Consider the following 21,897-nt stretch of genomic DNA (forward strand, 5'->3'; position numbering starts at 1 on the left):
TGTGGACCGGTCTACTAACCTGCGTACAGCTGCCACCCTTCTTTTTCAGGACGCTGAATCATGACCCATACGCCAAAGCCACCGGATACCGATCCAGACGCGCCACGCCAACCCGGCACGATCTTCCTCATTGCCCCCGACATCGACAACCACACCTTGCTGGAATACGCCTGTATGTCGCTGGCATCAGCCAATGTCATGGCCAGTGACTTCGCCAGAGGCCTGAAGGGATCACAGGGCCACACACTGTTGGGGATTCAGCAGTCGATCATGTTGGGGGAGCTGGCGGTGAATCGGGTGCTGGATAACCTCGACCCACCGTAAACCTCTGTAGGAGCGAGCCTGCTCGCGATGGACGTCAACGATAACGCGGGCAGCCTGAATGAACGCGTTGCCCGGACGTTTTTCGCGAGCAAGCTCGCTCCCACAGGGAAAATATTTCAGGTTATGGCCAGCGCTTGAAGATCAGCGACGTATTCACCCCGCCAAACGCAAAGTTATTGTTCATCACGTACTGGTTGCTCATCTGCCGAAACTCGCCGCGCAGGTAATCGAGCTTGCCGCAGTGCGGGTCGACTTCGTCGAGGTTGAAGGTGTGGGCGTACAGGTCGCGGTTCATCATTTCGATGCTGAACCACGATTCCAGCGCACCACAGGCGCCGAGGGTGTGGCCGAGAAAGCTTTTCTGCGAGCTGATCGGCATGTGTTCGCCGAACAGGCTGCTGGTGGCCAGGGTTTCGGCGATGTCGCCCTGTTCGGTGGCGGTGCCGTGGCCGTTGACGTAGCCGATGTCCGAAGGTTCCAGCCCGGCGTCCTCCAGGGCCAATTCCATGGCCCGGCGCATGGTGATTTGTTCGGGACGGGTGGTGTGCTGGCCGTCGGCGTTGCTGCCGAAACCGACGATCTCGGCATGGATGCGGGCGCCACGGGCCAGGGCGTGTTCCAGTTCCTCGAGCACCAGCATGCCGCCGCCTTCGCCGATCACCAGGCCGTCGCGTGCGGTGTCGTAAGGGCGCGGGCTGCGTTGTGGGGTGTCGTTTTTCAGGCTGGTGGCGTAGAGCGCGTCGAAGACCATGGCTTCGGTCGGGCACAGTTCCTCGGCACCGCCGGCGAGCATCAGCGGCAGGCGCCCGAACTTGATCGCCTCGTAGGCATAGCCGATGCCCTGGCTGCCGCTGGTGCAGGCGCTGGACGTCGGGATCAAGCGACCGGTGAGGCCGAAGAAGATGCTGATATTGGCCGCGGTGGTGTGCGGCATCATCCGCACGTAGGAGTTGGCGTTCAGGCCTTCGGCCACTGAGTTGAGCAGCATGTTGCCGAACGCCTTGATCTCGTCGGTGCTGCCGGTGGAGGAGCCGCAGGCGACGCCCATGCGCCCGTCCTTGATCGATTCGTCGCCCAACAGCCCGGCGTCGGCCAGCGCCATCTCCGCCGCACCCACGGCAAGCCGCGAAACCCGGCCCATGCTGCGCAGTTGCTTGCGGGTCCAGTGGCTTGGCACCTTGAAGTCATCGATGGGGCCAGCCAGGCGCGTGTTGAGTTCGGTAAAACGATCCCACTCGTCCATCCGGCGGATGCCGCTGCGGTTGGCCGCGAAGTTGCCGGCGATGGTGTCCCAGTCGCTGCCCAGTGAGGTGATACCGGCCATGCCGGTGACGACGACGCGCTTCATCAGCACAGGCCTCCGTTGACGGCCAGAACCTGCCGGGTGATGTACGAGGCTTCCGCCGACATCAGGAAATTCACCGCGCCGGCCACCTCTTCAGGGGTGCCCATGCGTTGTGCGGGGATCATTTTCATCAGTTCTTCCACCGGCACATTCTCGTCGAGCATGGCTGTGTCGATCAGGCCGGGTGCGACACAGTTAACGGTGATTTTGCGCTTGCCCAACTCGATCGCCAATGCCTTGGCCGCGCCGATCAACCCGGCCTTGGAGGCACTGTAGTTGACCTGGCCACGGTTGCCGATCAAACCCGACACCGAGGTGATGCAGACAATCCGCCCGGCGGCGCGACGACGGATCATCGGCATCATCACCGGGTGCAGCACGTTGTAGAAACCGTCGAGATTGGTGCGCATCACCACATCCCAATCCTCCTCGCTAAGGGCCGGAAAGGCACCGTCACGGGTCAGGCCGGCATTGAGTACCACACCGTAATAGGCGCCGTGGGCCTCCACGTCGGCTTCGAGAATTTCCTTGCAACGGGCGCGGTCGGCCACGTCGAACTGCAGGATGCGCGCACGACGGCCCAAGGCCTCGACTTCGGCCTTGACGGCTTCGGCGTCCGCCAGGCCGCTGCGGCAATGCAACACGATGTCGTGCCCGGCCTGGGCCAGGCGCAAGGCGATGGCGCGGCCGATGCCACGGCTGGAACCGGTGACCAGTACGGATTCAGTCATCACTGGACTCCTTCGGGTTCATGGAGATATTGAGCGGCCTGGGGTGGGCGGAATACATTCAGACGGGCGGTAACGTGAATGCCGGGGGCGTTGATGTGGCATTCGAACACGCCCATGCCGTTATCGTCTTCCAGGGAGCGAATGCCGTGGATGGTCAACTCGGTGCCGGCCGGAAAGCTTTCGACGTTGCATTCGAATTTTCGGCTGCCGAGCAGGAAGCCCAATTCCACCTCATCACCGCGCTGGCGCGCATGGCAACCGGCGAAGGCGGCCACGCTCTGGGCCATCAGTTCGATGCCGACCCAGGCCGGCAGGCTGCCGTCGGGGAGATTGAACAGGCCATCGGGCTTGACGGTCAGGCGCGTGTGAATCTGCTCTTCATCGAACGCCAGGATCTGATCGATAAGAATCATGTCACCCGCGTGGGGCAGCAGTTCGGCGATCGGCCAGTCAATCATGGGGCGTCTCCGATAATCAGGCTGACGTTGTTGCCACCGAAGGCAAAGGAGTTGCTCATCAGGTAGCGGGGTGCAATGGACGTCAGGCGAGTGGCCGGGGTCACCCATTGCAGCGGCGGCAATTCGGGATCGGGCTGTCCGTCCCAGACGTGGGGCGGCAGGGCATGCTCGCGATTGTCCGGGCTCAGGCTCAACCAGCAGAACGCCGCCTCCAGCGCCCCGGCGGCACCGAGGGTGTGACCGGTCATGGGTTTGCTCGATGAACAGGGTACGCCAGCCGGGAACAGGGTCGCCACGGCCTGGCTTTCCATGGCGTCGTTGTGCTGGGTGGCGGTGCCGTGCAGGTTCAGATAAGCGATCTGCTCCGGTTGCAGGTTGGCGCGGCCCAGGGCTTTGCGCATCGCTTGCAGGGCGCCACGACCAGTCGGCTCTGGGGCGGAGATGTGATGCGCATCGGAACTGGCGCCGCTGCCGAGCAAGGCAATCGCCTGGCTGTCGGCTGCACGTCTGGTCATCAGGAACAGCACCGCCGCTTCGCCAATGTTGATGCCATTGCGGTTCACCGAAAACGGATTGCAGCGTTGTTCCGAGACCGCTTCGAGCGCCGAGAAACCGTTGAGTGTCAGCTTGCACAAGGTGTCGACACCGCCACACAGCACCGCGTCGCACATGCCCAGGTCCAACAGGCGCTGGGCGCTCATCAAGGCCCGGGCGCTGGAGGTGCAGGCCGTGGAAATGACATAGGTCGGCCCGCTCAATTGCAGCCACTCGGCGAGGAAGTTCGCCGGCGCCCCGAGTTCCTGTTGCTGATAGTCGTACTCGGCAGGGAACTGCTTTTCACGCAGGTAATGCGCCAGGCCCTGGCTGGCCTCGTCGATACCCGAGGTGCTGGTGCCCAGCACGACACCGATGCGGTCGCGGCCGTAGGTCTGGATCGCGCTGTCGATGTCCGCGCGGATTTGCAGCGTGGCCTCCAGCAACAACTGATTGTTGCGACTGTGATGGCGCGACATGTCGGCCGGAATGCTTGCCAGTTTGCCCAGGACCGCACCGACCGGCAGTGTGCGTTGCGGCACCCACCCGGTTTGTTCGCGCATGCCGCCGCAGTCGCCGGCAAACAGGTTGCGGGCGACTTCCTGCCTGTCACGGCCCAGCGCGCAGACCAATCCTAGGGCATTGAGGTAAGCCGTCATGGCGTTTCACCGCTCAGGGGCGTGACTTGATAGCTCGGACCATGCGGTAGCTTCAATTCAAAATTCTGCGGTTGTGCGTAGCGAATGTCCCAGCGCTCGGGCAGGGACCGTTGTCTGCCGTACTGCCAGGCGCCGGGATAGTTGGCCGCCAGTTCCTCTTGCGGCGTCAGCGCAAACAGCAGCGCCGCGAACAGTTCCCGGGCTTGCGGATTGGGCGGCAGGAAACCATCGGACTCCCAGGTTTTATCGATCAATTTCTGGCGGGCCTGGGGAATGCCCAACAGGTCCATCATCGACCAGCGAATACCCGTCTCTTCACGCTGGATCACCAGCACCCAGTCCTGGCGTTCTTCGGCCAGCCCGCGCTGGATGTGCAATTGCAGCGGCAACGGCAGATCCGGATTGTGCTCGGGCAGCGGCGCCCGGCCGGCGCAGGCGCTCAGCAGCAGGGCTACGGCAAGCAACAGAAATCGCATAACGCCGGTTACCCCTGTGGGAGCGAGCTTGCTCGCGATGGCGGCGATACATTCAACATTGATATTGACTGACCCACCGCTATCGCGAGCGATCTCGCTCCCACAGGTTTGGTGTTTCAAGCGGTTGGCAATGAACATCACACAGTTCCTTCAAACGGTTTGCGCGCCACCACATTGACCAGGGTTTCTTCCCGTTGGCCAAAGGGTTTTGGCTTGCACACACCCAAGTATTCGAGCAGGCCGAAATCCTTGGCGCGACTCCACCACAGGTACGGATAAGACACGTTTTGCGCGGTAAATTCGAAGCCCTGCTGGCGAATCATTTGCAGGTACTGCGCAGCGCTTTTCTGCACGTGCATGGGGTGGCGAAACAACCAGCGGATCACCCAAGTATCAATGTAAGCCTCGGTGGATTCGGCGAACAGCAGATAACCGCCGGGTTTGAGTACGCGGTAGAACTCGGCCAGTGCCTGTTCCTGCTCCACCAGGTGATGGAAGGTCTGGTGACAGAACAGCAGGTCGATACTGGCGTCCGGCAGGTTCAGGCTGGCGCAGTCGCCGCCGATCAACTCCACTTCCATGCCCTGGCGGGCCGCTTCTTCGCGGCTCTGGATCAGGCTTTGTGGATCAGCATCGACGCCAATCAGACGACCGGGCGCAAAGGCCTGGCGCAGCAGCGGGAATGACTTGCCCTGGCCGCAACCGGCATCCAGCAGCACCGGGCTGACAGGCAGCGCTTCGCTGAACAGGTTGTGCAAGTCGTTGATCGCCAACCGCAGCACATAGTGTTGCCAGATCTGGCTGCGCAGGAACCACAAACCGAAACGGGTTTCTTCGACGTAGTTGTCGCTCAAGTAGTTCATGACGCATCCCTTGCACAGAACTCCGAAATCGCCTTCAACCGGCGCCTGGCTGCGCTGACGAACGGATTGCGTCGGTCCCAGGCATATCCGGCAAGAATGGAACTGATCATCCCGCGGATTTCCGGTGAGCTGCTCTCATGGAAAATCACGTCCTGGAATGTCCCCGCGTACCAGCCTTCGACATAGCAGCGGAACGTGTCGACGCCGCGCTTGAGCGGTTCGGCGAACTCGGTTTGCCAGTCGACGGCTTCGCCTTGCAGCTGACGGTGCAATACCCCAGCGGCCATGCTCGCCGAACGCATGGCGATGGTCACGCCGGAGGAAAACACCGGGTCGAGGAATTCCGCGGCATTGCCCAGCAGCGCGAAGCCCGGGCCGTGCAGGGTTTTGACGTTGGCCGAGTAACCGCCGATGGTTCGGGCCTCGGTGTCCCACTGCGCATTTTGCAACACGCGGGCCAGGCTTGGCGTCTCGGCGATAAAGCCGCGCAGGCACTCGTCCAGATTGTCGCTGCGGCCTGCGAAACGCTCCTCTGCGGCGACCACGCCGACCGAGCAGCGCCCGTTGCTGAACGGGATGGTCCAGAACCACACATCGCGCTGGGTCGGATGAGTGGTCACCAGGATCTTGCTGCGGTCGAAGGCCGGGAGGTCGATACGGTCTTCGACGTGAGTGAACACGGCTCGGCGCACCGGGAAGTTCGACGGCGCCTCGAGGTCGAGCAAGCGCGGCAGCACGCGGCCGTAACCGCTCGCATCGAGCAGGAAGTCAGCCTCGATGCGGTACTCGCTACCGTCTTCGCGGCGCACGCCGAGCTGCGGTTTCCCCGGGGCAACGTCGACGCTGACGATGGTTTCGCCATAGCGGATCTCCACGCCTTGCAGCACGGCCTGATCGGCCAGCAGCTTATCGAAATCGGCGCGCTGGACCTGAAACGTCGTCGATTTGCCGTGGCTGAACGTCTCGCCGAAATCGAAGGCGCTGTAGCGCTCGCCCCAGGCAAACGCGGCACCGGTTTTCAGCTGGAAGCCGGCGGCGTTGACGGCGTCGAGCATGCCCGCTTCTTCGACGAAATCCAGGCAATGGGCCAACAGGCTTTCGCCGATGGAAAACCGTGGAAAATGCTGCCGCTCGATCACCAGCACATCGTGTCCCTTGCGCGTGAGCAACGCGGCGGCGATGGCGCCGGAAGGTCCGGCGCCGATGATCACGACCTGGCGGCATTCCATCTCAACGGTTGGCATGGGGGCTCCTTGCGGGGACAGCGGCTTTCAGGGGGATTCGGTGCATACCGGTCAGGGCTGGCAGCAGTGTAGCGATCAGGCCCATCAGCATCAGGGCAAAGTACAGCGGCGGGCTGATGAGTTGCTGTTGCAGCAGCAGGTTGAGAAAAACGATCTCGCTCAAGCCACGGATGTTCAGCAGCACACTTTCCCGCCAGCGGCTGGCACCCTGGAACGAGGCCCCGGCCCAGCCGAGGCCGAGCCAGTTGCCCAGCAGTTTGCTCAGCATCGGCAACAGCAGCAGGGCGACCAGTTGCATCCAGCCGAGGCTGTCCATTGCGCTGTGCACGTTGATCTGCACGATGCCGAACGTGAGGATCAGCGGGATGGCGATGTACGTCTGCAAGCGGCTCATCCACATGGCCGGCAACGGCAGGACCAGCGGGGCTTTCAGCGCGGCCATGATCAACACATAGCCGATACCGAAAATCAGCGCATTGAGCTTGAAGTGTTCGGCGACGACCAGCAGGGCGAAAAAGCTCAGGCTGTAGAGCCACGTCTGGCGCAGGCCCAGCAGCCGCAGCAGCACCGGGAGGCACGCGCCGGCCAGGGGCAGCAACAGGCTGCTCAGGTGCAGGCTGCCCTGGGCGATACCGAACAGGGTCCAGCAGGCGAGGTCGATGAGGATCGCGGTTTGCACCAGTCGCCGGGTGGCGGCGGGCGGGTAATCGATGTGCCGCAGGTACAGGTACAACACCGGAATCGCGGTGATGGCGAACAACAGGCCGACGGCCAGCGAGCTGATCCACGGTTGCGGCGGCAACAGCCAGATGGCCGTGGCCAGACCGCAGGCAAACGGAATGCAAAAGCTGGGAAGGGCGATTTTCAGGCTTTGGCGATCCAGTTGCAGGTCGATCACATCGCTGAGGATGTAGCCCAGCAACAGGGCAAAGCTCAGGCTGTAGAGGTTCTTCAGCCAGCCCGGCGACACCAGCTGCGCACCGCTCAATTGCCATTGGGGCTCGATCCAGAAATACATCAACAGCGGCAAGCCGAGGGTCGCCAGCAACAACTGGCTGACGATGGGGATCAGGCCGAAATGCCGGCCGACACGGGTCGCCAAGGCGAACAACACCAGTGCCATCGCCCAGAACAGAACGACCATCATGTTGCCCGCTCCACGGCCGTGGGCTCATGCACCTGGCGACCGGCCCACGGTGCGAGCAGGAAGCTGAAGATCAGGCCCAGGCTCACCGACAGTCCGAAGTTGCTCACCGCCGGGGTGCTCGATACCGCCAGCAGGCCGAACGACAGCCAGGTGGTCAATGCCGCCAGCAGGGTGCCCAGCAGGCTCACGGCTGCGCCGCCGACCTGTTCGCGCATCAGGATCGCGTAATCGACGCTGATCGCCGTCACCAGCAGCAGGCCGAACAGGCTGAACAGGGTCAGCGGCTGCCCTAGCCAGCCGAGGCTGGCCAGGCTGCACAACGCCGCGAGCAGGGGCAGGGACACGATGCGCAACGCACCGCCCAGGCCGAATGGCAGGATCAGCACCAGCACGATCAACACGCAGGAGGCGAGTTTCAGTTCCGCGGCACTGATTTGGGTGGCCGCGAAGACGTTGTTCAACTCACCCAGTCGATCCACCAGTGTCACGCCGGGCAGATCCTCGCCCTGGAGCCGCAGCAGGGCCGTGTTGTTGATGCCTTGCAGGCTGACCATTGCCGCCACGCCGTCTTCGGTCGGCCCCAGCCACAGGGCTCGGTAGGGTTCTGCCAACGGGCCGCTGAGCGCTGCTTCGATGTCCACGGTCGGCAATGCCTGAAGCTTCGTCAGCTCGGCTTGCAGCGCCTCGACCGGTACGCCGACTTCGAGCAAGGGTTGCCAGAACGAAGACAGTTTGCTCAACGCTGCGCGCACCTGTTGCTGTTCGTTCGGCGGGCTGACCAGTTGATTGAGCGACAGATAACCCTGGAGCTTTTCCAGGCCTGTCAATTGATCCAGTCGTTCGCGCAGTGCGTTCTGGCGTTCGAGCAGTTGCTGCTGATTGGCGGCGCGTATCAGGAAGAACTGGCTGGTGGGTTGATAGCCGGTGATTCGGGCAATGGCCTGGGCTTCGTCGGTCAATTGTTGCGGTGCGCTGATCCACTGGCGGATGTCGTTTTTGCTGCTCAGCTGCAACAGGCCGCCCACGCAAAAGGCGACCAGCAGCGCCAGCAAGACTGGCGTTTTCAGCTGTTTGAGCAGCGCTTCACGGCAACCCAGCAAAAACTCGCAAACGCGCAATGGCCAGTGCGCCGGGCGCAGGTCTACGCCCTTGAGCAATGCCGGCAGCAGGCACACGGCGGACAAATAGGCGCCGAGCAACCCTGCGGCAGAGAACGCGGCAATCTGGGTCAGCGCCGGGAAGGGTGTCCAGGCCAGGGCCAGGTAACCGATGCCGCTGGTGATCAGGCTCAGGGTCAAGCCCGGCAGGGTCAGGCGCAGGGCTGGCCAGCTGCGCCAGGGTTTGAGGCTCCAGCTCTTGGACAGGTAATGCAGGGGGTAGTCGACCGCGACACCAATCAGGCTCGAACCCAGCACCAGGGTCATCACGTGCATATGGCCGAACAACGCAACGCAGGCCACCGCACCGAAGAGCATGCCCACCAGCACCGGCACGAAGGCCAGCAAAACGCGCCAGCGCCGGAAGGCCAACAGCAGCAGCAACAAAATCCCCACGGTGGCACCGCCGCCGACCCAGGTCATCTCCCGGGCGGCCTGCTGCTGCCCGCTGGCTGCGTACAACAGGCCGCTGGCGGCGAGCAGTTGCACGTCGTGCCGGGCGGCTTCTTCGCGGCTGTGCTTGAGCAGGTCGGCCACTTGCAGCGGCAGGTTCATGTCGAAGGCGTTGCCGGTGGTGCGCGCGCGCAGCAGCACCCAGCTCTTGCCATCGGCATCGGCGACCAGAGCGCCGCTGCCGATGTCCAGTTGCACCGAACCACGTTGCGGCTGGCTGTTCTGGATGCGCCCGGTCAGGCCCAGCCAGTCGTCCTGGCTCGGCACCAGGCTGTAACCGTTGAACGGGTCGAACAACGCCTGCACCCGCTGCTGGATAAAAGTGTCGGGGTGCTCGATCAGAAGTTGTCGGTCCGCCGCCTGGAGCATCGCCAGGCGACCTTGCAGCAACTGCGTGCGCAGCGCCGGCAAGTCGGCTTGCAGGGTCCATTGGACCTTTTCGAACAAGCCGCTGGCCTGCCATTGTTCGCCGAGTGTCTGCGCCATGGCGACGGCCCGCTGGCGATCGCTGTGGCCGACCAGCACCAGCATTTCGCGGTTCAGCGGTTCTTGCATGCGTTGTTCGGCGCGCAGTTCCAGGGCATCGGGCGCTGTGCCGGGCACCAGATCCATCAGGTTGGCCGACAGCGGCGCGCCGTCACGCCATTGCCAACCGGCGAGCGCCAGTACTGCCAGCAGCAGGATCAGAAACAGCCGTGGCAACCACCGTTCACTCGGCAAAGTCATGCTGCTCCGCGTCGCTCAACGGTTGGGTGCTGGTGCTGTCCTGCATGCGCAACAACGTGCTGTCGCCCTGAGTCTCGAGCAGTTCGATGCTGTGTACCAGTTCCGCGCCGGTAATGTTGATCTGGTTGAACACCTGCTTGAGCAGCATCGAGCGTGGCAGCAGCGTGAGCTTCCAGTTCTGCGCGTCGCCGCTCAGGGAAAGCTCGAAATCCCGTTGCAAGCCACTGCTATCGCCTTGCAGCACGGCGAGGAACAAACGGTTCTGCTCGGCACCGGCGCTTTTGCCCGGCAGCATTTGCCAAACACTGCCGTCACGTCGGGCAATGCCTTTGGCGGTGATGCGGTAGTCCTGTTGCAAGGGCGTTTTCAACAGCCATAACAGGCCGTGGTTTTTTGCCAGCACGAACGTGCCCTTGCTGGTCAGCGGCTGGGGCAGGGCGCGCAGGTGTTTTTCCTGGATGAAACTGCCGTGGATCACCTCGGGTCTGGCCAGTTGATCGCTGAGCTGTTGCAGATCGAAGGCGCTGGCCAGCCCAGGAATACCCAGTAACACGCAGAACACTGTAGGAGCGAGCTTGCTCGCGAAAAACCTGAGAGCGCCACGGTGTGTCAGATACCCGGCGTTATCGTTAACGACCATCGCGAGCAGGCTCGCTCCTACAGGGGAACGGGGATGGCAGAACATCATGGCAGGGCCTTCTCAACAGCATCGGTGAAGACCTTCGGCGAGGCCAGTTGCATCTCGCGGCTGGCAATGTCGACGGCGACCTGTACCGACATGGCCCGGGTCAGGCGCTCACCGGTTTGCAGGTCGCTGATCAGGTAGTTGATCTTCAAGCGGTTCTCCCACTCCACCAGGTTGGCGCGCACGTTGAGTTTCTGACCGAACACCGCCCCGCGCACGTAGCGCAATTGCAGGTCGATCACCGGCCACGCATAGCCGGATTCGTTCATCGCCGTGTAGTTGTGGCCGATCTTGTCCAGCAGCGCACAGCGGGCGACTTCCAGGTATTTGACGTAATGGCCGTGCCAGACCACGTGCATGCTGTCGACGTCAAAGAACGGTACGACGATTTCCGTGTCGGTGTAGAGAAATCCCTTGCTACGCATGCAGCCTCCAGTGTTGTTCGGCGATGCGTTGCAGGCACAGGCGCAATTCGCCTTCCAGTGCGCGGTCTTCGATGACCGGTGGGAAGTCCTTGGCCAAGGCTTCATGCATGGCGGCCAACGCGGGTGGCAGGGGGCGTGCATCTTCGACCTGGCCGCGCAGCCAGACGCCCTGATTGGCCGCCAGCAGCGTAGCGGCCGCCACCTGTTCGGTGAGTTCCAGCACGCGGATCGCATCCCGGGCGGCGATGGTGCCCATGCTCACTTTGTCCTGGTTGTGGCATTCGGTGGAACGCGAGAAGACGCTGGCCGGCATGGTGTTCTTCAGCGCTTCGGCGGTCCAGGCGCTGGTGCCGATTTGCACCGCCTTGAAGCCGTGGTTGAGCATGGCGCGGTCGGCCGTGGCGCCCGACAGGTTGCTCGGCAAGCCATGGTTGTAGCGCTCGTCCACCAGCAGCGCGAGTTGCCGATCCAGCAGGTCGGCGACGTTGGCCACGAGGTTTTTCAGGCTGTCCATGGCGAAGGCGATGTGCCCGCCGTAGAAGTGCCCACCGTGCAGTACGCGCTCGGCCTCGGCGTCGATGATCGGGTTGTCGTTGGCGCTGTTGAGCTCGATCTCGATGAACGAGCGCAGCCAGTTCAGGCTGTCGGCCAGTACGCCCAGCACATGGGGCGCGCAGCGCAGGGAATAACGGTCTTGCAGGCGATGCAGTGGTGCGGTTGGCGCGTCGATGGCCAGGTCCTGGCGCAACCACGCGGCGACCTGCATCTGCCCCGGGTGTGGCTTGGTCGCGAACAGGCGCTCGTCGAAGTGCTCCGGGTTGCCTTGCAGGGCGACCACGTTCAGCGCGGTGATGCGCGTGGCCAGATGCAGCAGGTAATCGGCGCGGGCGTACGCCAGGCAGGCCAGACCGGTCATCACCGCGGTGCCGTTCATCAGCGCCAGGGCTTCTTTCGGACGCAACACCAGTGGCTGCCAGCCGAGTTCGCGGTGCACATCGGCAGCCTGCCGGCGCTCGCCGCGGAACATCACTTCGCGTTCGCCGGACAGCGTGGCGGCAACGTACGAAAGCGGCGTCAGGTCACCACTGGCGCCCACCGAACCTTCCTCCGGAATCAGCGGCAGGATGTCGTGTTCAAGGAACGCCTGCAGGCGCTCCAGCAGCTCCACGCGCACCCCGGAAACACCGTGGCACAACGACTGCAAACGCGCCGCCAGTACCGCGCGGGTGGCCTGGGCGTCGAGCAGTTTGCCCAGGCCGCAGCCGTGGAAGGTGTACAGGTGACGGGGCAGCGCCTCGACGTGATGCAGCGGCACCGCGACCACGCAGGAATCGCCATAGCCGGTGGTTACGCCGTAGATCACGCCTTCCTTGTCCAGCAGAGAGTCCAGAAAACGCGCGCCCTTGGCGATGCGCTCGCGGTAGGCAGGGTCGCTTTGCAACTGCGTCGGCACCTTGCGGTTGGCCAGTGCCAGCACATCTTCAATGCGCAAAGGGCGTTCGCCGAAGGTTACCGGCTCAAGCGTTGGCGTCGTCATCGGTCTTCCAGAAAGGGTAAAAGTTGAACCATTGTTGGGGCGCTTCGAGGCAATAGTGACCCAAGCGTTCGGCGTAGCGGGAGGCCCACTGATGAATGACCTGTTCACGGTCGCTGCGCTTCCAGGTGATTGCGTCAGCGAAGGGTTCAATGGTCAGTCGATAGTCGCCGTCGGGCTTTTTCAAACACAGCAGCAGGTTGACCGGGCATTTCAGCAGGCCGGCCAGCAGCCACGGGCCCTGGGGGAACCTGGCCGGATGATCGAGGAAGTCCACGGTCACGCAGCGCCCGCCATGCAGCGGCACTCGGTCGCCGGCAATCGCCAGCCACTCGCCGCGTTCCAGGCGCTCGCTCAGTTGCAGCATGATCCCGGGGTCCAGTTCGCTGACCTGGATCAGGCGCAAATTGGTCGCCCCGGCTTCGCCCAGCAAACGGTTGAACTGTTCGGCGTGCTTGGTGTGCACCAGCACGTTCATCGTGACTTTCTCGCCGAGCTCCGCCAGTGCGCGGCAGACTTCCAGATTACCCAGGTGCGCGCCCACCAGCATTTGCCCGCGGGCGCCGCGCAACTGGTCGCGCAGCAGCGCCGGGTCGATGATTTCGATCTGTTCGATGCTCAGCTTGCCGTTCCATACGTCGAGTTTGTCGAGCATGGAATCGGCGAAAGCCATGAACTGGCCGAACACTCGCCAGTGGCTCGGGCGCAGTTCGCTGCGACCGCTCCAGTCGGCCAGGCGTTGCTGGTATTGCCAGGCGCTGTGTCGGGCGCTGCGGCCGAACAGGAAAAAGTACAACACGATGCCGTACAACACTGGGCTCAGTACTCGACGGCCCAGCACTTTGGCACCGAACGCGGTGAGCTTCATCAGCCAGAAACTGCCCCGTTCTTCGCGGTCGGCCCAATGCTGCTTGTCTGAACTCATGCCCGCCACCGTCGCCAGAGGATCACTGGCGCGCGCAGCAACATGCCGAAGAACAGCCGCGTGTGCATGCTGGAAATCAGGACGTTGTCGTGGAACATCCGAAAATGCGAAACGCCGTCCAGCGGGTAATGGACTTTGGTTTGCAGCCATTGCATCGGCTGATTGCGCCAGGTCAGGCGCACCAGGATGTCCGAGTCGAAGTCCATGCGCTTGCCGATTTTCGCTGACTCGATCACCGCCAGGACCGGCGGCAATGGGTAAACCCGGAAACCGCACATGGAGTCGCGAATCTGCAATGACAGGGTGTTGATCCAGACCATGACGTGAGTCAGGTAGCGCGCATACAAACGGCCTTTCGGCACGCTGGCGTCATATTGCGGATAGCCGCAAATCAACGCTCGTGGGTAGCGGCGTGATTGTTCGATGAAACGCCTGACGTCCTGCAAATCGTGCTGGCCATCTGCATCCACCTGCAAGGCATGGCTGAAACCCAGGCGCGAAGCTTCGCGCAAACCGGTCATGACCGCGCCACCCTTGCCCTGGTTTTCGGCCAGCCGGATCAGGTAAACCATTTCACGCTGGGCCAGGCGATCCAGCACCCGGGCGCAGCTCGGGCTGCTGGCATCGTCCACCAGAATGCACGGCAGGTTGCTGGCGATCAGGGCATCGACCACCGTGGTGATGGCGCTTTCGTGGTTGTACACGGGGACGACGGCGCAGGGGCTATGCATGCTCCGCCTCCAGCAAGATCCGCCCGCTGGAACACGTGGCGGTTTCGTTGCGATAGGCGAAATACAATTTGCCGCGCGCCGGGTCGTAGCGCAGGTGCAGCTGGATTTCGTCGCCCGGGCGCACCAGTTGCTGGAACTTCAAGACTTCCATGCCGGCGAATTTTTTCGGCAGGTTCATCAGTTGCCGGCCCAGGCTCAGCGCCCAGTCCACCTGCACCACGCCAGGCAACACAGGCGCCTTGGGGAAATGACCGCTGAAATAGGCCAGGTCCGGTGGCACGGCCAGTTGCAGGCTCCACTCGCCATTGCTTTCGACTTGCTCCAGCACCTCGGGCGCTTTGGGGCGTGGCGCCAACAGCAGGGCGTCGACGTCGGCCTGGGGCAGTTTGCCCTGAGCGTTCAGTGGCAGTTGTCGCAGCAGGCGCCAGCGTCTTGGCAGGGCCAGGGCTTCGCAGTGTTGGCTCAGGTGCTGGCGCAATTGCTCGGTGAGGCTGCGTCGACCGTGATTGCGCAGCACATGCAAACCGGCCTCGCTCAGCACCAACAGCGCCCCCAGGGAGGCGCGGTTTTCCTGAACGACGCCGAGCCGAGCTTCGATGACCCATTCATGGGTCGTCAGCGCCTGTTCCAGCATCGGCAGCGAGATGCGTTTTTCTTCCAGTTTGACGATCCGGTCCAGTCGCCCGAGCAATTCGAAGCGACCATCGATGGCGATGCGTGCTGAATCGGCCGTGTGTTCGATTTGACCGACGGGTAAGTAGGGCGAAGCGATCAGCAGCGCACCTTCACTGTCTTGTGTCAGCGTGACATCGGCAAAGGGGCGCCACAGTTCCGCGCCCTGACGCCAGGCGATGCCGCCGGTTTCCGAGCTGCCGAAGATTTCCGTTGGCCATTGCCCCAGACGCTCATGCAGGCTCTGTGCGGCCTCGACCGGCAATGCGCCGCCGGAGGAAAACACCCGGCGTACGGCGCTCAAGGCCGGCCAGTCGAGGTTGTCGCCCATGCGCTTGAGCAGCGCCGGGCTGGCCACCCAGGTGAAGGCCGGGTATTCGCGGCTGGCGCGTTGCAGGTCTTCCGGAAAGGCCAACTGCCGACGCAGGAACGGGCGCCCGGCGCACAGTGGCCAAAGCACCCGAAACAGCAGGCCGTAGATGTGCTGGGTGGCGACGCTGCCAATGATGCACGCCGGGCCCAGGTCGGCGCCCCACAGCTGCTCCAGGGCTTCGACTTCATTGGCCAGTTGGCGCAGGTTTTTTTCGATGCGCTTGGGTTCGCCGCTGGAGCCGGATGTGCACAGGCTGAGTCGGCAGTTATCCAGGTCCAGCGCGGCGGCACTAAGCGGCGGCTGTTGGAGGTCGCCAAGGTGCGCATCGTCGGGCTGATCGCTCAGCCACAGATCAACATCACCCGACCAGCGTTGGCGGGTCTGCGGTTGCAGGTCGGACGGCAGCAGCACACTGACCCCGGCACGCCAGGCGCCGAACAGGGCAATCGCCAGGTCGGCGGCATCCTCAAGGTGCACTGCCATCTGCCGGACACCCCGGGCTTGCAGGCCGGCGGCCAGGCGCAGCGCCTGTTCGCACAGTCGGGCGTGATCCAGTGCCGGAGCGGTGGTTACGGCGCGCTCCGGCTGAGCCTTGAGCAGCAGGTGCTCAAGTTTTATCCAAATCATGGGTGGCCTCGTACCCTTATTCGTATGAGCCATTCAATGGCAAACATCAGGCCTATCAATCCGTAGGAAATCAGGCCGGTGTACAACGTCCACCAGCTCAGCGGCGCCCAGAGGGTCAGGGCGGCGGCACACAAACCGTTGCAAAGAAAAAAAACGCTCCAGGCGATGGTCACCTGACGGGTATAGCGAATGCCCTCGGCCGGCAATTGCGGCTCGCGTACCCGGGCCAGGCGTTCAACGATCGGTGGGCCGAATGTCAGGCTCGATCCGAACAGCACCAGCATGAAGCTGCTGATCAACACCGGATACCAGCGCAACAGCGCCGGGCTGTCGAACAGTGCCAGCAACAGGCAGAACACAATGGCCACCGTGGCCATCCACAGGCTGCCAGGCCGTCGTTTGCCGGTCAGCGCCCGGGCCAGCCACAGCCCGCCCAGCAGCAGCCCGAACTGCCACGGGGCGAAATGCTCCATGCCGAAATACACCGCAAAGGGATACAAAAGGCCTGCCAGCAGCAGGCCGAGGCCAATCAGTCGATTCATGCGGCGGGTTGAACCAGACGGTAGACCGCCTCGACCACGTCACTGACGGTACGCACCGATTTGAATTCTTCGGCGGCGATTTTCTTGCCGGTCTGACGTTTGATGTGATCAATCAGGTCGACCGCGTCGATGCTGTCGATTTCCAGGTCCTGATACAGGTTGGATTCCAGGCTCACACGCTCAGGGTCCAGTTCGAAAAGCTCGACCAAGGCATCGCGCAGGGTGTTGAAAATGTCGTCACGAGTTTGCATGGTCCGGTCTCAAGCTGCCTGTTTTGCGCTGACGAACGCCGCAAGGCTCGCCACGTTACTGAAGTGGTTGCGTGTGTCCTTGGCATCGGCGTCGATTTTGATGCCGTACTTTTTCTGGATGGCCAGGCCCAGTTCCAGGGCGTCCACCGAGTCCAGGCCCAGGCCTTCGCCGAACAGCGTCTGCTCGTTGCCGATGTCTTGGGCGCTGATGTCTTCGAGGCCCAGGGCGTCGATGATCAGTTCTTTGATTTCCAGCACCAGGCTAGGGGTGTTCAGATCGCTCATCTTCGGCGAGCTCCTTGATGAAGTAAGAATGCAAATAATCGTTGAGCTTGCGCGAGGCCTGCGGAGCCGGCCCCTGCGTGGCGAAGGTCTTTGGGTCTATATCGGCCCCGACCCGGAAACTGAAGTGCACGCGCCGCTTGGGGATGCGATACCAGGGTTCGGCCTTGGTCAATGTGGTCGGGCTGACCTTGATAATGACCGGGGTGAGGATTTTCGCACCACGCAGGGCGATTGCCGCGCCGCCCCGATGAAAGGCCGGCGGCTGGCCGGGCTGAGTGCGCGTACCTTCCGGGAAAATGATCAGGGTCTGACCGTCTTTCAGCGCGTCGGCAGCCGCGTCGAGCATGTCCATGCTGCCGTCGTTGCTGATGTATTCGGTGCAGCGCAGCGGCCCGCGGGTGAAAGGGTTTTCCCAGAGGCTTTGCTTGACCACGCAGTTGGCGTGACGCACCAGGCCGATCAGAAACACCACGTCGATCAGCGATGGGTGATTGGCAATGATCATTTGCCCGGGGCGACCGAGTTTTTCCGCACCCTCGATGTTATAGGTCAGTACCCCGGTACGGGCCATGAAACGCACAAAAATCCAGAAACAGCGGCTGACCGTTTGCCGGGCCCGCAGCCGATGGGTTCGGGCGTCGCCCGGCAGCCAGTTCAGTACAGGGAAAATCACCAGGCGCAGGCACAGCCCGCCCAGCCCGAACAGGGCGAAGCTCGCGGCGGTGGCCAGCAAACGCCAGTAATAGGCGTCGCGGTTTTTCTCGGTCATGGGTTGCGTTGCCAGGTCCATACACGATTTTTCCAGGCATGTTGGCAGGTGGTTTGCTGGCCGAGCAGCGCACACAGCAGATTCAGCGCGTGAGGCCAGCGGGGTTTGGACAACGCATCCGAGGGGCTGTTCAGGGACAACTGCCAGTCGGTACCGGGTGTGATCAGCAATCCGACGGCATAAGGGAACGGCACGTCGTCGATCCAGGTCGAGTAAGCCTCGGGTGGCTTCTCTTCGGTGACCACCAGCAGTACCGCGCGAGCGCCTTCAGCCAGCAGCGCGGCAGCTTCAAGCATGCCGTGTTCCAGGCCATCGCCTGCGGCGGCCAGGGCGGTCATTTCGCTGGTTTCACCCCGCATGATCGACCACAAGCCAATGATCGCGTTATGCACCGACAAGCTGAACCGGGTCGGCGACAGCGGCTGGTCGGCGGCCAGATCACTGAGAATATCGACGGTGCGGGGCGTTTCGCCGTGACGGGAAACAAAGACCAATGGCAGATCCTGCCGACCTTCGGCCAAAGGCCAGCCGACACTGAATGCCATGCGCGCCAGACGGCTGAGCCGTCGACGCTGCATGGCCGGCAGAAAGGAAACGTCGGGAGCGGCATCGCTGTCCGGCAGCACGACCGGTTGTCGGCACCAGGCCTGCCAATCGGACACGCTATCAAGCCCCGGGGCCCAGGCGCGCCATTGGGCGATGTTGAAGTTGATCACAGACATTCATCCCACCCTCACGGGCTTACTTGACGCGGGGGAGTGGCCGAGGGCCGAGACTTACCCTGCGTGGCGTTTGGCGCCGAGTGGCGCGCATTATCCCGGTGCCGGGAACGTGTAGCAAATGCTGGTTACATTTTGCTCAGAAGATGAAGCGGCTGGTTCGCAAAAATTGAATGATTGGCAACTATTCACAGAATTATTACCCCGTCTGTCGGTTCTGGCGTCGAACCGCCGGGCCGCTCAGGGCTTTTCATGCAAGAGAAGGCAACTGACTGTGTAGTCCTTGCACTGGTGAGGTAGCGTAGCCATACCGTGGACCACTACACTCGGTCATTCTTTGATACACGGAGGTTTTGACATGCGGCGCGTGGTGTTCAATCAGAAAGGTGGCGTTGGCAAATCCAGCATTGCCTGCAATCTGGCGGCAGTCAGTGCCAGCGAGGGTTTTCGCACCTTGTTGGTGGACCTCGATGCCCAGGCCAACTCCACTCAGTACCTGACGGGGCTCACCGGTAGCGATATCCCGATGGGCATCGCCGATTTCTTCAAGCAGACGCTGTCTTCCGGGCCGTTCTCCAAAAAGAATCAGGTCGACATCTACGAAACCCCGTTCGATAACCTCCATGTCATTACCGCCACCGCCGAGCTGGCGGACTTGCAGCCAAAGCTTGAAGCCAAGCACAAGATCAACAAGCTGCGTAAGTTGCTTGAAGAGCTGAGCGAAGACTACGACCGGATTTACCTCGATACCCCGCCCGCACTGAATTTTTATGCGGTTTCAGCGTTGATTGCCGCCGATCGTGTGTTGATCCCCTTCGATTGCGACAGTTTTTCACGCCAGGCACTGTACGGCCTGATGGCGGAAATCGAAGAGTTGAAGGACGACCATAACGAAGGCCTGGAAGTCGAAGGCATCGTCGTCAACCAGTTCCAGGCCCGCGCCAGCCTGCCCCAGCAAATTCTCGATGAGCTGATCGCCGAAGGCCTGCCGGTGCTGCCGGTGTACCTGGCCAGCTCGGTACGCATGCGTGAATCCCACCAGGCCAATACGCCGCTGATCCATCTCGACCCGCGGCACAAGCTGACCCAGCAGTTTGTCGAGCTGCACAACCTGCTGGAAAACGCCTGATTCTGGCGGATAACACAGAACCCCTGTGGGAGCGGGCTTGCTCGCGAAAGCGGTGTATCAGGCGACACCTCTTTTGAATGTCAGCCCGCCTTCGCGAGCAAGCTCGCTCCCACATGGTTCCGTGTTGTTTCAGATGCCTTGACTACGCAACCAGCTCATCAGTTGCTGTAACGGGAACGCCCCGCTCTGCCGGGCGACTTCCCGGCCGTTCTTGAACAGGATCAGGCTCGGAATCGAGCGAATCCCCAACTGCGCCGACAACTGCTGGTTCGCCTCGCTGTCCAGCTTGGCCAGGCGACACTTGCCCGCCAGTTGCCCGGCTGCCTGCTCGAACACCGGTGCGAACGACTTGCACGGCCCGCACCAGTCCGCCCACACATCCACCAGCAGCGGCAGATCGCCCTTGATCTGGCTGGTGTAGTCGCCTTGCTTCAATTCAAACGGTTTGCTCAACAGGACTTCGGCCTTGCAGCGCCCGCATTTCGGGTGGTCGTTGAGGCGCTCGGCCGGGATGCGGTTGAGGCCGTTGCAGTGAGGGCAGGGGATGAGGAGTGGGTCGGTCATGACAAATCGTCCAATCGAAAGCGAATGATCCATATCTGGAGACATGACTCCAGATTTTCAATCGTGCAGTGCCTCACGACGAACAACTGATCTCCAGATGCTTGCCCCATTCCGGCGGCCGCTCGGCGTAGCTTTCCATCCCCGGTTGTTCCTCGAACGGATTGCTCAGCACCGAGTGCAGTCGACGGACTTCCGAGTAGTCGCCGTTCTGCGCTGCATCGATGGCGTTTTGCGCCAGGTAGTTGCGCAGGATGTACAACGGGTTGACCGCGTGCATCCGCTGGCGGCGCTGCTCTTGATCAAGCGTGCCTTCACGGGAAACCCTGGCGACGTAGAGCTCGCCCCAGGCGTCAAAGCCCTTGAGGTCGACGAAGTCATCACGCAAGCGGGTGATGGCCTGTTCCGGCGTTTGATCACCCAAACGGCGGAAAAACAGGCTGTAGTCGACGCCGCTGTTTTGCATCAGTTGTAGCAGGTTCTCCAGCAGTTTCTGGTCGTCATCCTCGGCGGTGGTCAGGCCGAGGCGGCGGCGCATCAGGTCCAGGTAATGGGCCTGGAACAGTGGCAGGTACAGGCCGAGGGTTTCGCGCAGGGCCTCGACGCTGATGAACGGTGTCAGGGCCTGGGCCAGGGCGCTGAGGTTCCACTGGCCAATCGGCACCTGGTTGCTGAAGGAGTAACGGCCCTGGTCATCTGAGTGATTGCAGATGAAATTGGCGTCGAAGTCATCGAGGAACGCGAATGGGCCGAAATCGAAGGTGATGCCCAGGATCGACATGTTGTCGGTGTTCATCACCCCGTGGCAGAAGCCATAGGCCTGCCATTTGGCGATCAGTTCGGCGTTGCGCTCCACCACTTCGCGGAACATCGCCAGGTACGGCTCCGGTTGTTCCAGGCACTGCGGGAAGTGCATGGCCAACACGTGATCACCCAACTCTTTCTGTTGCTCGGGGCGCTTGGTGTAGTAGAAATATTCGAAGTGGCCGAAGCGCACATGGCTCGGCGCCAGGCGCAGGATCATGGCTGCGCGTTCCTGCTTTTCGCGCCACACCGGGGTGTCGGAGCCGATTACGCACAAGGCGCGGGTGGTCGGGATATTCAGTGCGTTCAGGGCTTCGGAGGCGAGGAATTCGCGGATCGACGAGCGCAGTACCGCCCGGCCATCACCCATGCGTGAAAATGGCGTCTGGCCGGCACCCTTGAGGTGCAGGTCCCAGTGTTCGCCGGCCTCGTTGTACACCTCGCCGAGCAACAGGCCGCGACCGTCGCCCAATTGCGGGTTGTAGGAACCGAACTGATGCCCGGAATAGACCATCGCCCTTGGGATTGCGTCGGCCCAGAGCTTGTGGCCGCTGAACAGTTCGGCGAACTCCGGGGTTTCGGCCACGCTCGGGTCGAGGTCCAGCAGCGCCATGGCGGCGGGGCTGGCCACGACCAGGCGTGGATTATCGATGGGCTCGGGCAGCACATGGGCGGAAAACGCATCGCCCAGGCGGTCGAAGCGGTTATCGAAGGTGAGTTCGTCGAGGGCTTTCAAGGGCCGGCTCCA

At 62.4% G+C, this 21,897-nt stretch carries 24 protein-coding genes; 2 read left to right on the top strand and 22 right to left on the bottom strand.

All coding sequences use genetic code 11. The annotated features are described in order from the left end of the window. Window positions 1-60 precede the first annotated feature (60 nt). Complete coding sequence (locus ABIE16_RS20925; protein WP_090452716.1) at window positions 61-324, top strand: DUF6124 family protein; 264 nt, start codon at window positions 61-63, stop codon at window positions 322-324. Window positions 325-445: 121 nt separating this feature from the next. Here the strand turns inward: ABIE16_RS20925 and ABIE16_RS20930 are convergent, their stop codons facing one another. From ABIE16_RS20930 to ABIE16_RS21025, 20 genes are read right to left on the bottom strand one after another with little or no spacing between them, the layout of a single operon-like run. Next, the gene (locus ABIE16_RS20930) at window positions 446-1,672 is read right to left on the bottom strand and encodes a beta-ketoacyl-ACP synthase (RefSeq protein WP_154861171.1); all 1,227 of its coding nucleotides are present in this window, start codon (window positions 1,670-1,672) and stop codon (window positions 446-448) included. Then, a complete protein-coding gene (fabG, locus tag ABIE16_RS20935; protein ID WP_057712327.1) occupies window positions 1,672-2,400 on the bottom strand; it encodes a 3-oxoacyl-ACP reductase FabG in 729 nt (242 codons plus the stop codon). Before fabG ends, ABIE16_RS20930 begins: the two co-directional genes overlap by 1 nt. Further along, window positions 2,400-2,858, bottom strand: a complete 459-nt coding sequence (locus ABIE16_RS20940) for a hotdog family protein (protein ID WP_057712326.1) — start codon at window positions 2,856-2,858, stop codon at window positions 2,400-2,402. Before ABIE16_RS20940 ends, fabG begins: the two co-directional genes overlap by 1 nt. Then, window positions 2,855-4,051, bottom strand: a complete 1,197-nt coding sequence (locus ABIE16_RS20945; protein ID WP_349734620.1) for a beta-ketoacyl-[acyl-carrier-protein] synthase family protein — start codon at window positions 4,049-4,051, stop codon at window positions 2,855-2,857. Before ABIE16_RS20945 ends, ABIE16_RS20940 begins: the two co-directional genes overlap by 4 nt. Then, entirely contained in the window at window positions 4,048-4,665 is a 618-nt protein-coding gene (locus ABIE16_RS20950; RefSeq protein WP_429521848.1) for a hypothetical protein, read from the bottom strand. The genes ABIE16_RS20945 and ABIE16_RS20950 overlap by 4 nt, the downstream gene beginning before the upstream one ends. After that, window positions 4,665-5,390 carry a class I SAM-dependent methyltransferase gene (locus ABIE16_RS20955; protein ID WP_429521849.1) on the bottom strand — a complete coding sequence of 242 codons (726 nt, stop codon included), beginning with the start codon at window positions 5,388-5,390 and terminating at the stop codon, window positions 4,665-4,667. The genes ABIE16_RS20950 and ABIE16_RS20955 overlap by 1 nt, the downstream gene beginning before the upstream one ends. Then, on the bottom strand, window positions 5,387-6,634 hold the full coding sequence (locus tag ABIE16_RS20960; protein WP_429521850.1) for an NAD(P)/FAD-dependent oxidoreductase: 1,248 nt from the start codon (window positions 6,632-6,634) through the stop codon (window positions 5,387-5,389). The genes ABIE16_RS20955 and ABIE16_RS20960 overlap by 4 nt, the downstream gene beginning before the upstream one ends. Then, the gene (locus ABIE16_RS20965; protein WP_429521851.1) at window positions 6,621-7,781 is read right to left on the bottom strand and encodes a sodium:proton antiporter; all 1,161 of its coding nucleotides are present in this window, start codon (window positions 7,779-7,781) and stop codon (window positions 6,621-6,623) included. Before ABIE16_RS20965 ends, ABIE16_RS20960 begins: the two co-directional genes overlap by 14 nt. Further along, window positions 7,778-10,117 (bottom strand): MMPL family transporter, encoded by a 2,340-nt coding sequence (locus tag ABIE16_RS20970; protein WP_429521852.1) that lies wholly within the window; start codon window positions 10,115-10,117, stop codon window positions 7,778-7,780. Before ABIE16_RS20970 ends, ABIE16_RS20965 begins: the two co-directional genes overlap by 4 nt. Then, window positions 10,101-10,805 carry an outer membrane lipoprotein carrier protein LolA gene (locus ABIE16_RS20975; protein WP_429521853.1) on the bottom strand — a complete coding sequence of 235 codons (705 nt, stop codon included), beginning with the start codon at window positions 10,803-10,805 and terminating at the stop codon, window positions 10,101-10,103. Before ABIE16_RS20975 ends, ABIE16_RS20970 begins: the two co-directional genes overlap by 17 nt. Beyond that, window positions 10,802-11,227, bottom strand: coding sequence for an acyl-CoA thioesterase (locus tag ABIE16_RS20980; protein WP_057712319.1), 426 nt, complete (start codon window positions 11,225-11,227; stop codon window positions 10,802-10,804). Before ABIE16_RS20980 ends, ABIE16_RS20975 begins: the two co-directional genes overlap by 4 nt. Continuing rightward, window positions 11,220-12,764: an HAL/PAL/TAL family ammonia-lyase gene (locus ABIE16_RS20985; protein WP_218495225.1), complete on the bottom strand. Its 1,545-nt coding sequence runs from the start codon at window positions 12,762-12,764 to the stop codon at window positions 11,220-11,222. The genes ABIE16_RS20980 and ABIE16_RS20985 overlap by 8 nt, the downstream gene beginning before the upstream one ends. Next, window positions 12,745-13,686, bottom strand: coding sequence for a glycosyl transferase (locus ABIE16_RS20990; RefSeq protein ID WP_340312377.1), 942 nt, complete (start codon window positions 13,684-13,686; stop codon window positions 12,745-12,747). The genes ABIE16_RS20985 and ABIE16_RS20990 overlap by 20 nt, the downstream gene beginning before the upstream one ends. Continuing rightward, entirely contained in the window at window positions 13,683-14,417 is a 735-nt protein-coding gene (locus tag ABIE16_RS20995; protein ID WP_057712316.1) for a glycosyltransferase family 2 protein, read from the bottom strand. Before ABIE16_RS20995 ends, ABIE16_RS20990 begins: the two co-directional genes overlap by 4 nt. Continuing rightward, the gene (locus tag ABIE16_RS21000) at window positions 14,410-16,089 is read right to left on the bottom strand and encodes an AMP-binding protein (protein WP_429521854.1); all 1,680 of its coding nucleotides are present in this window, start codon (window positions 16,087-16,089) and stop codon (window positions 14,410-14,412) included. Before ABIE16_RS21000 ends, ABIE16_RS20995 begins: the two co-directional genes overlap by 8 nt. Beyond that, window positions 16,086-16,631, bottom strand: coding sequence for a hypothetical protein (locus ABIE16_RS21005; RefSeq protein ID WP_090452738.1), 546 nt, complete (start codon window positions 16,629-16,631; stop codon window positions 16,086-16,088). The genes ABIE16_RS21000 and ABIE16_RS21005 overlap by 4 nt, the downstream gene beginning before the upstream one ends. Next, complete coding sequence (locus ABIE16_RS21010) at window positions 16,628-16,882, bottom strand: acyl carrier protein (RefSeq protein WP_007992314.1); 255 nt, start codon at window positions 16,880-16,882, stop codon at window positions 16,628-16,630. The genes ABIE16_RS21005 and ABIE16_RS21010 overlap by 4 nt, the downstream gene beginning before the upstream one ends. Before the next feature lie 9 nt (window positions 16,883-16,891). Beyond that, window positions 16,892-17,167 (bottom strand): phosphopantetheine-binding protein, encoded by a 276-nt coding sequence (locus ABIE16_RS21015; RefSeq protein ID WP_057712313.1) that lies wholly within the window; start codon window positions 17,165-17,167, stop codon window positions 16,892-16,894. Continuing rightward, window positions 17,145-17,957, bottom strand: coding sequence for a lysophospholipid acyltransferase family protein (locus tag ABIE16_RS21020; protein ID WP_057712312.1), 813 nt, complete (start codon window positions 17,955-17,957; stop codon window positions 17,145-17,147). The genes ABIE16_RS21015 and ABIE16_RS21020 overlap by 23 nt, the downstream gene beginning before the upstream one ends. After that, a complete protein-coding gene (locus ABIE16_RS21025; protein WP_090452742.1) occupies window positions 17,933-18,658 on the bottom strand; it encodes a beta-ketoacyl synthase chain length factor in 726 nt (241 codons plus the stop codon). The genes ABIE16_RS21020 and ABIE16_RS21025 overlap by 25 nt, the downstream gene beginning before the upstream one ends. A gap of 355 nt (window positions 18,659-19,013) precedes the next feature. Between ABIE16_RS21025 and ABIE16_RS21030 the strand changes: the two genes are divergently transcribed. Next, window positions 19,014-19,784 carry a ParA family protein gene (locus tag ABIE16_RS21030; protein WP_015093167.1) on the top strand — a complete coding sequence of 257 codons (771 nt, stop codon included), beginning with the start codon at window positions 19,014-19,016 and terminating at the stop codon, window positions 19,782-19,784. Window positions 19,785-19,913: 129 nt separating this feature from the next. Here ABIE16_RS21030 and trxC read toward each other — a convergent pair whose 3' ends face one another. Continuing rightward, window positions 19,914-20,348 carry a thioredoxin TrxC gene (trxC, locus tag ABIE16_RS21035; protein ID WP_057712310.1) on the bottom strand — a complete coding sequence of 145 codons (435 nt, stop codon included), beginning with the start codon at window positions 20,346-20,348 and terminating at the stop codon, window positions 19,914-19,916. Window positions 20,349-20,421: 73 nt separating this feature from the next. Further along, a complete protein-coding gene (selO, locus tag ABIE16_RS21040) occupies window positions 20,422-21,885 on the bottom strand; it encodes a protein adenylyltransferase SelO (RefSeq protein ID WP_429521855.1) in 1,464 nt (487 codons plus the stop codon). Between the last annotated feature and the right edge of the window lie 12 nt (window positions 21,886-21,897).

It is taken from the genome of Pseudomonas sp. 2725 (assembly GCF_050434585.1).
GTDB classification, from domain to species: Bacteria; Pseudomonadota; Gammaproteobacteria; order Pseudomonadales; family Pseudomonadaceae; genus Aquipseudomonas; species Aquipseudomonas jessenii.

Bases quoted from the DNA above. Each gene is read 5' to 3' on its own strand.
- ABIE16_RS20925 (WP_090452716.1), top strand. From the start codon at position 61: ATGACCCATACGCCAAAGCCACCGGATACCGATCCAGACGCGCCACGC.
- ABIE16_RS20930 (WP_154861171.1), bottom strand. From the start codon at position 1,672: ATGAAGCGCGTCGTCGTCACCGGCATGGCCGGTATCACCTCACTGGGC.
- fabG (WP_057712327.1), bottom strand. From the start codon at position 2,400: ATGACTGAATCCGTACTGGTCACCGGTTCCAGCCGTGGCATCGGCCGC.
- ABIE16_RS20940 (WP_057712326.1), bottom strand. From the start codon at position 2,858: ATGATTGACTGGCCGATCGCCGAACTGCTGCCCCACGCGGGTGACATG.
- ABIE16_RS20945 (WP_349734620.1), bottom strand. From the start codon at position 4,051: ATGACGGCTTACCTCAATGCCCTAGGATTGGTCTGCGCGCTGGGCCGT.
- ABIE16_RS20950 (WP_429521848.1), bottom strand. From the start codon at position 4,665: ATGTTCATTGCCAACCGCTTGAAACACCAAACCTGTGGGAGCGAGATC.
- ABIE16_RS20955 (WP_429521849.1), bottom strand. From the start codon at position 5,390: ATGAACTACTTGAGCGACAACTACGTCGAAGAAACCCGTTTCGGTTTG.
- ABIE16_RS20960 (WP_429521850.1), bottom strand. From the start codon at position 6,634: ATGCCAACCGTTGAGATGGAATGCCGCCAGGTCGTGATCATCGGCGCC.
- ABIE16_RS20965 (WP_429521851.1), bottom strand. From the start codon at position 7,781: ATGATGGTCGTTCTGTTCTGGGCGATGGCACTGGTGTTGTTCGCCTTG.
- ABIE16_RS20970 (WP_429521852.1), bottom strand. From the start codon at position 10,117: ATGACTTTGCCGAGTGAACGGTGGTTGCCACGGCTGTTTCTGATCCTG.
- ABIE16_RS20975 (WP_429521853.1), bottom strand. From the start codon at position 10,805: ATGATGTTCTGCCATCCCCGTTCCCCTGTAGGAGCGAGCCTGCTCGCG.
- ABIE16_RS20980 (WP_057712319.1), bottom strand. From the start codon at position 11,227: ATGCGTAGCAAGGGATTTCTCTACACCGACACGGAAATCGTCGTACCG.
- ABIE16_RS20985 (WP_218495225.1), bottom strand. From the start codon at position 12,764: ATGACGACGCCAACGCTTGAGCCGGTAACCTTCGGCGAACGCCCTTTG.
- ABIE16_RS20990 (WP_340312377.1), bottom strand. From the start codon at position 13,686: ATGAGTTCAGACAAGCAGCATTGGGCCGACCGCGAAGAACGGGGCAGT.
- ABIE16_RS20995 (WP_057712316.1), bottom strand. From the start codon at position 14,417: ATGCATAGCCCCTGCGCCGTCGTCCCCGTGTACAACCACGAAAGCGCC.
- ABIE16_RS21000 (WP_429521854.1), bottom strand. From the start codon at position 16,089: ATGATTTGGATAAAACTTGAGCACCTGCTGCTCAAGGCTCAGCCGGAG.
- ABIE16_RS21005 (WP_090452738.1), bottom strand. From the start codon at position 16,631: ATGAATCGACTGATTGGCCTCGGCCTGCTGCTGGCAGGCCTTTTGTAT.
- ABIE16_RS21010 (WP_007992314.1), bottom strand. From the start codon at position 16,882: ATGCAAACTCGTGACGACATTTTCAACACCCTGCGCGATGCCTTGGTC.
- ABIE16_RS21015 (WP_057712313.1), bottom strand. From the start codon at position 17,167: ATGAGCGATCTGAACACCCCTAGCCTGGTGCTGGAAATCAAAGAACTG.
- ABIE16_RS21020 (WP_057712312.1), bottom strand. From the start codon at position 17,957: ATGGACCTGGCAACGCAACCCATGACCGAGAAAAACCGCGACGCCTAT.
- ABIE16_RS21025 (WP_090452742.1), bottom strand. From the start codon at position 18,658: ATGTCTGTGATCAACTTCAACATCGCCCAATGGCGCGCCTGGGCCCCG.
- ABIE16_RS21030 (WP_015093167.1), top strand. From the start codon at position 19,014: ATGCGGCGCGTGGTGTTCAATCAGAAAGGTGGCGTTGGCAAATCCAGC.
- trxC (WP_057712310.1), bottom strand. From the start codon at position 20,348: ATGACCGACCCACTCCTCATCCCCTGCCCTCACTGCAACGGCCTCAAC.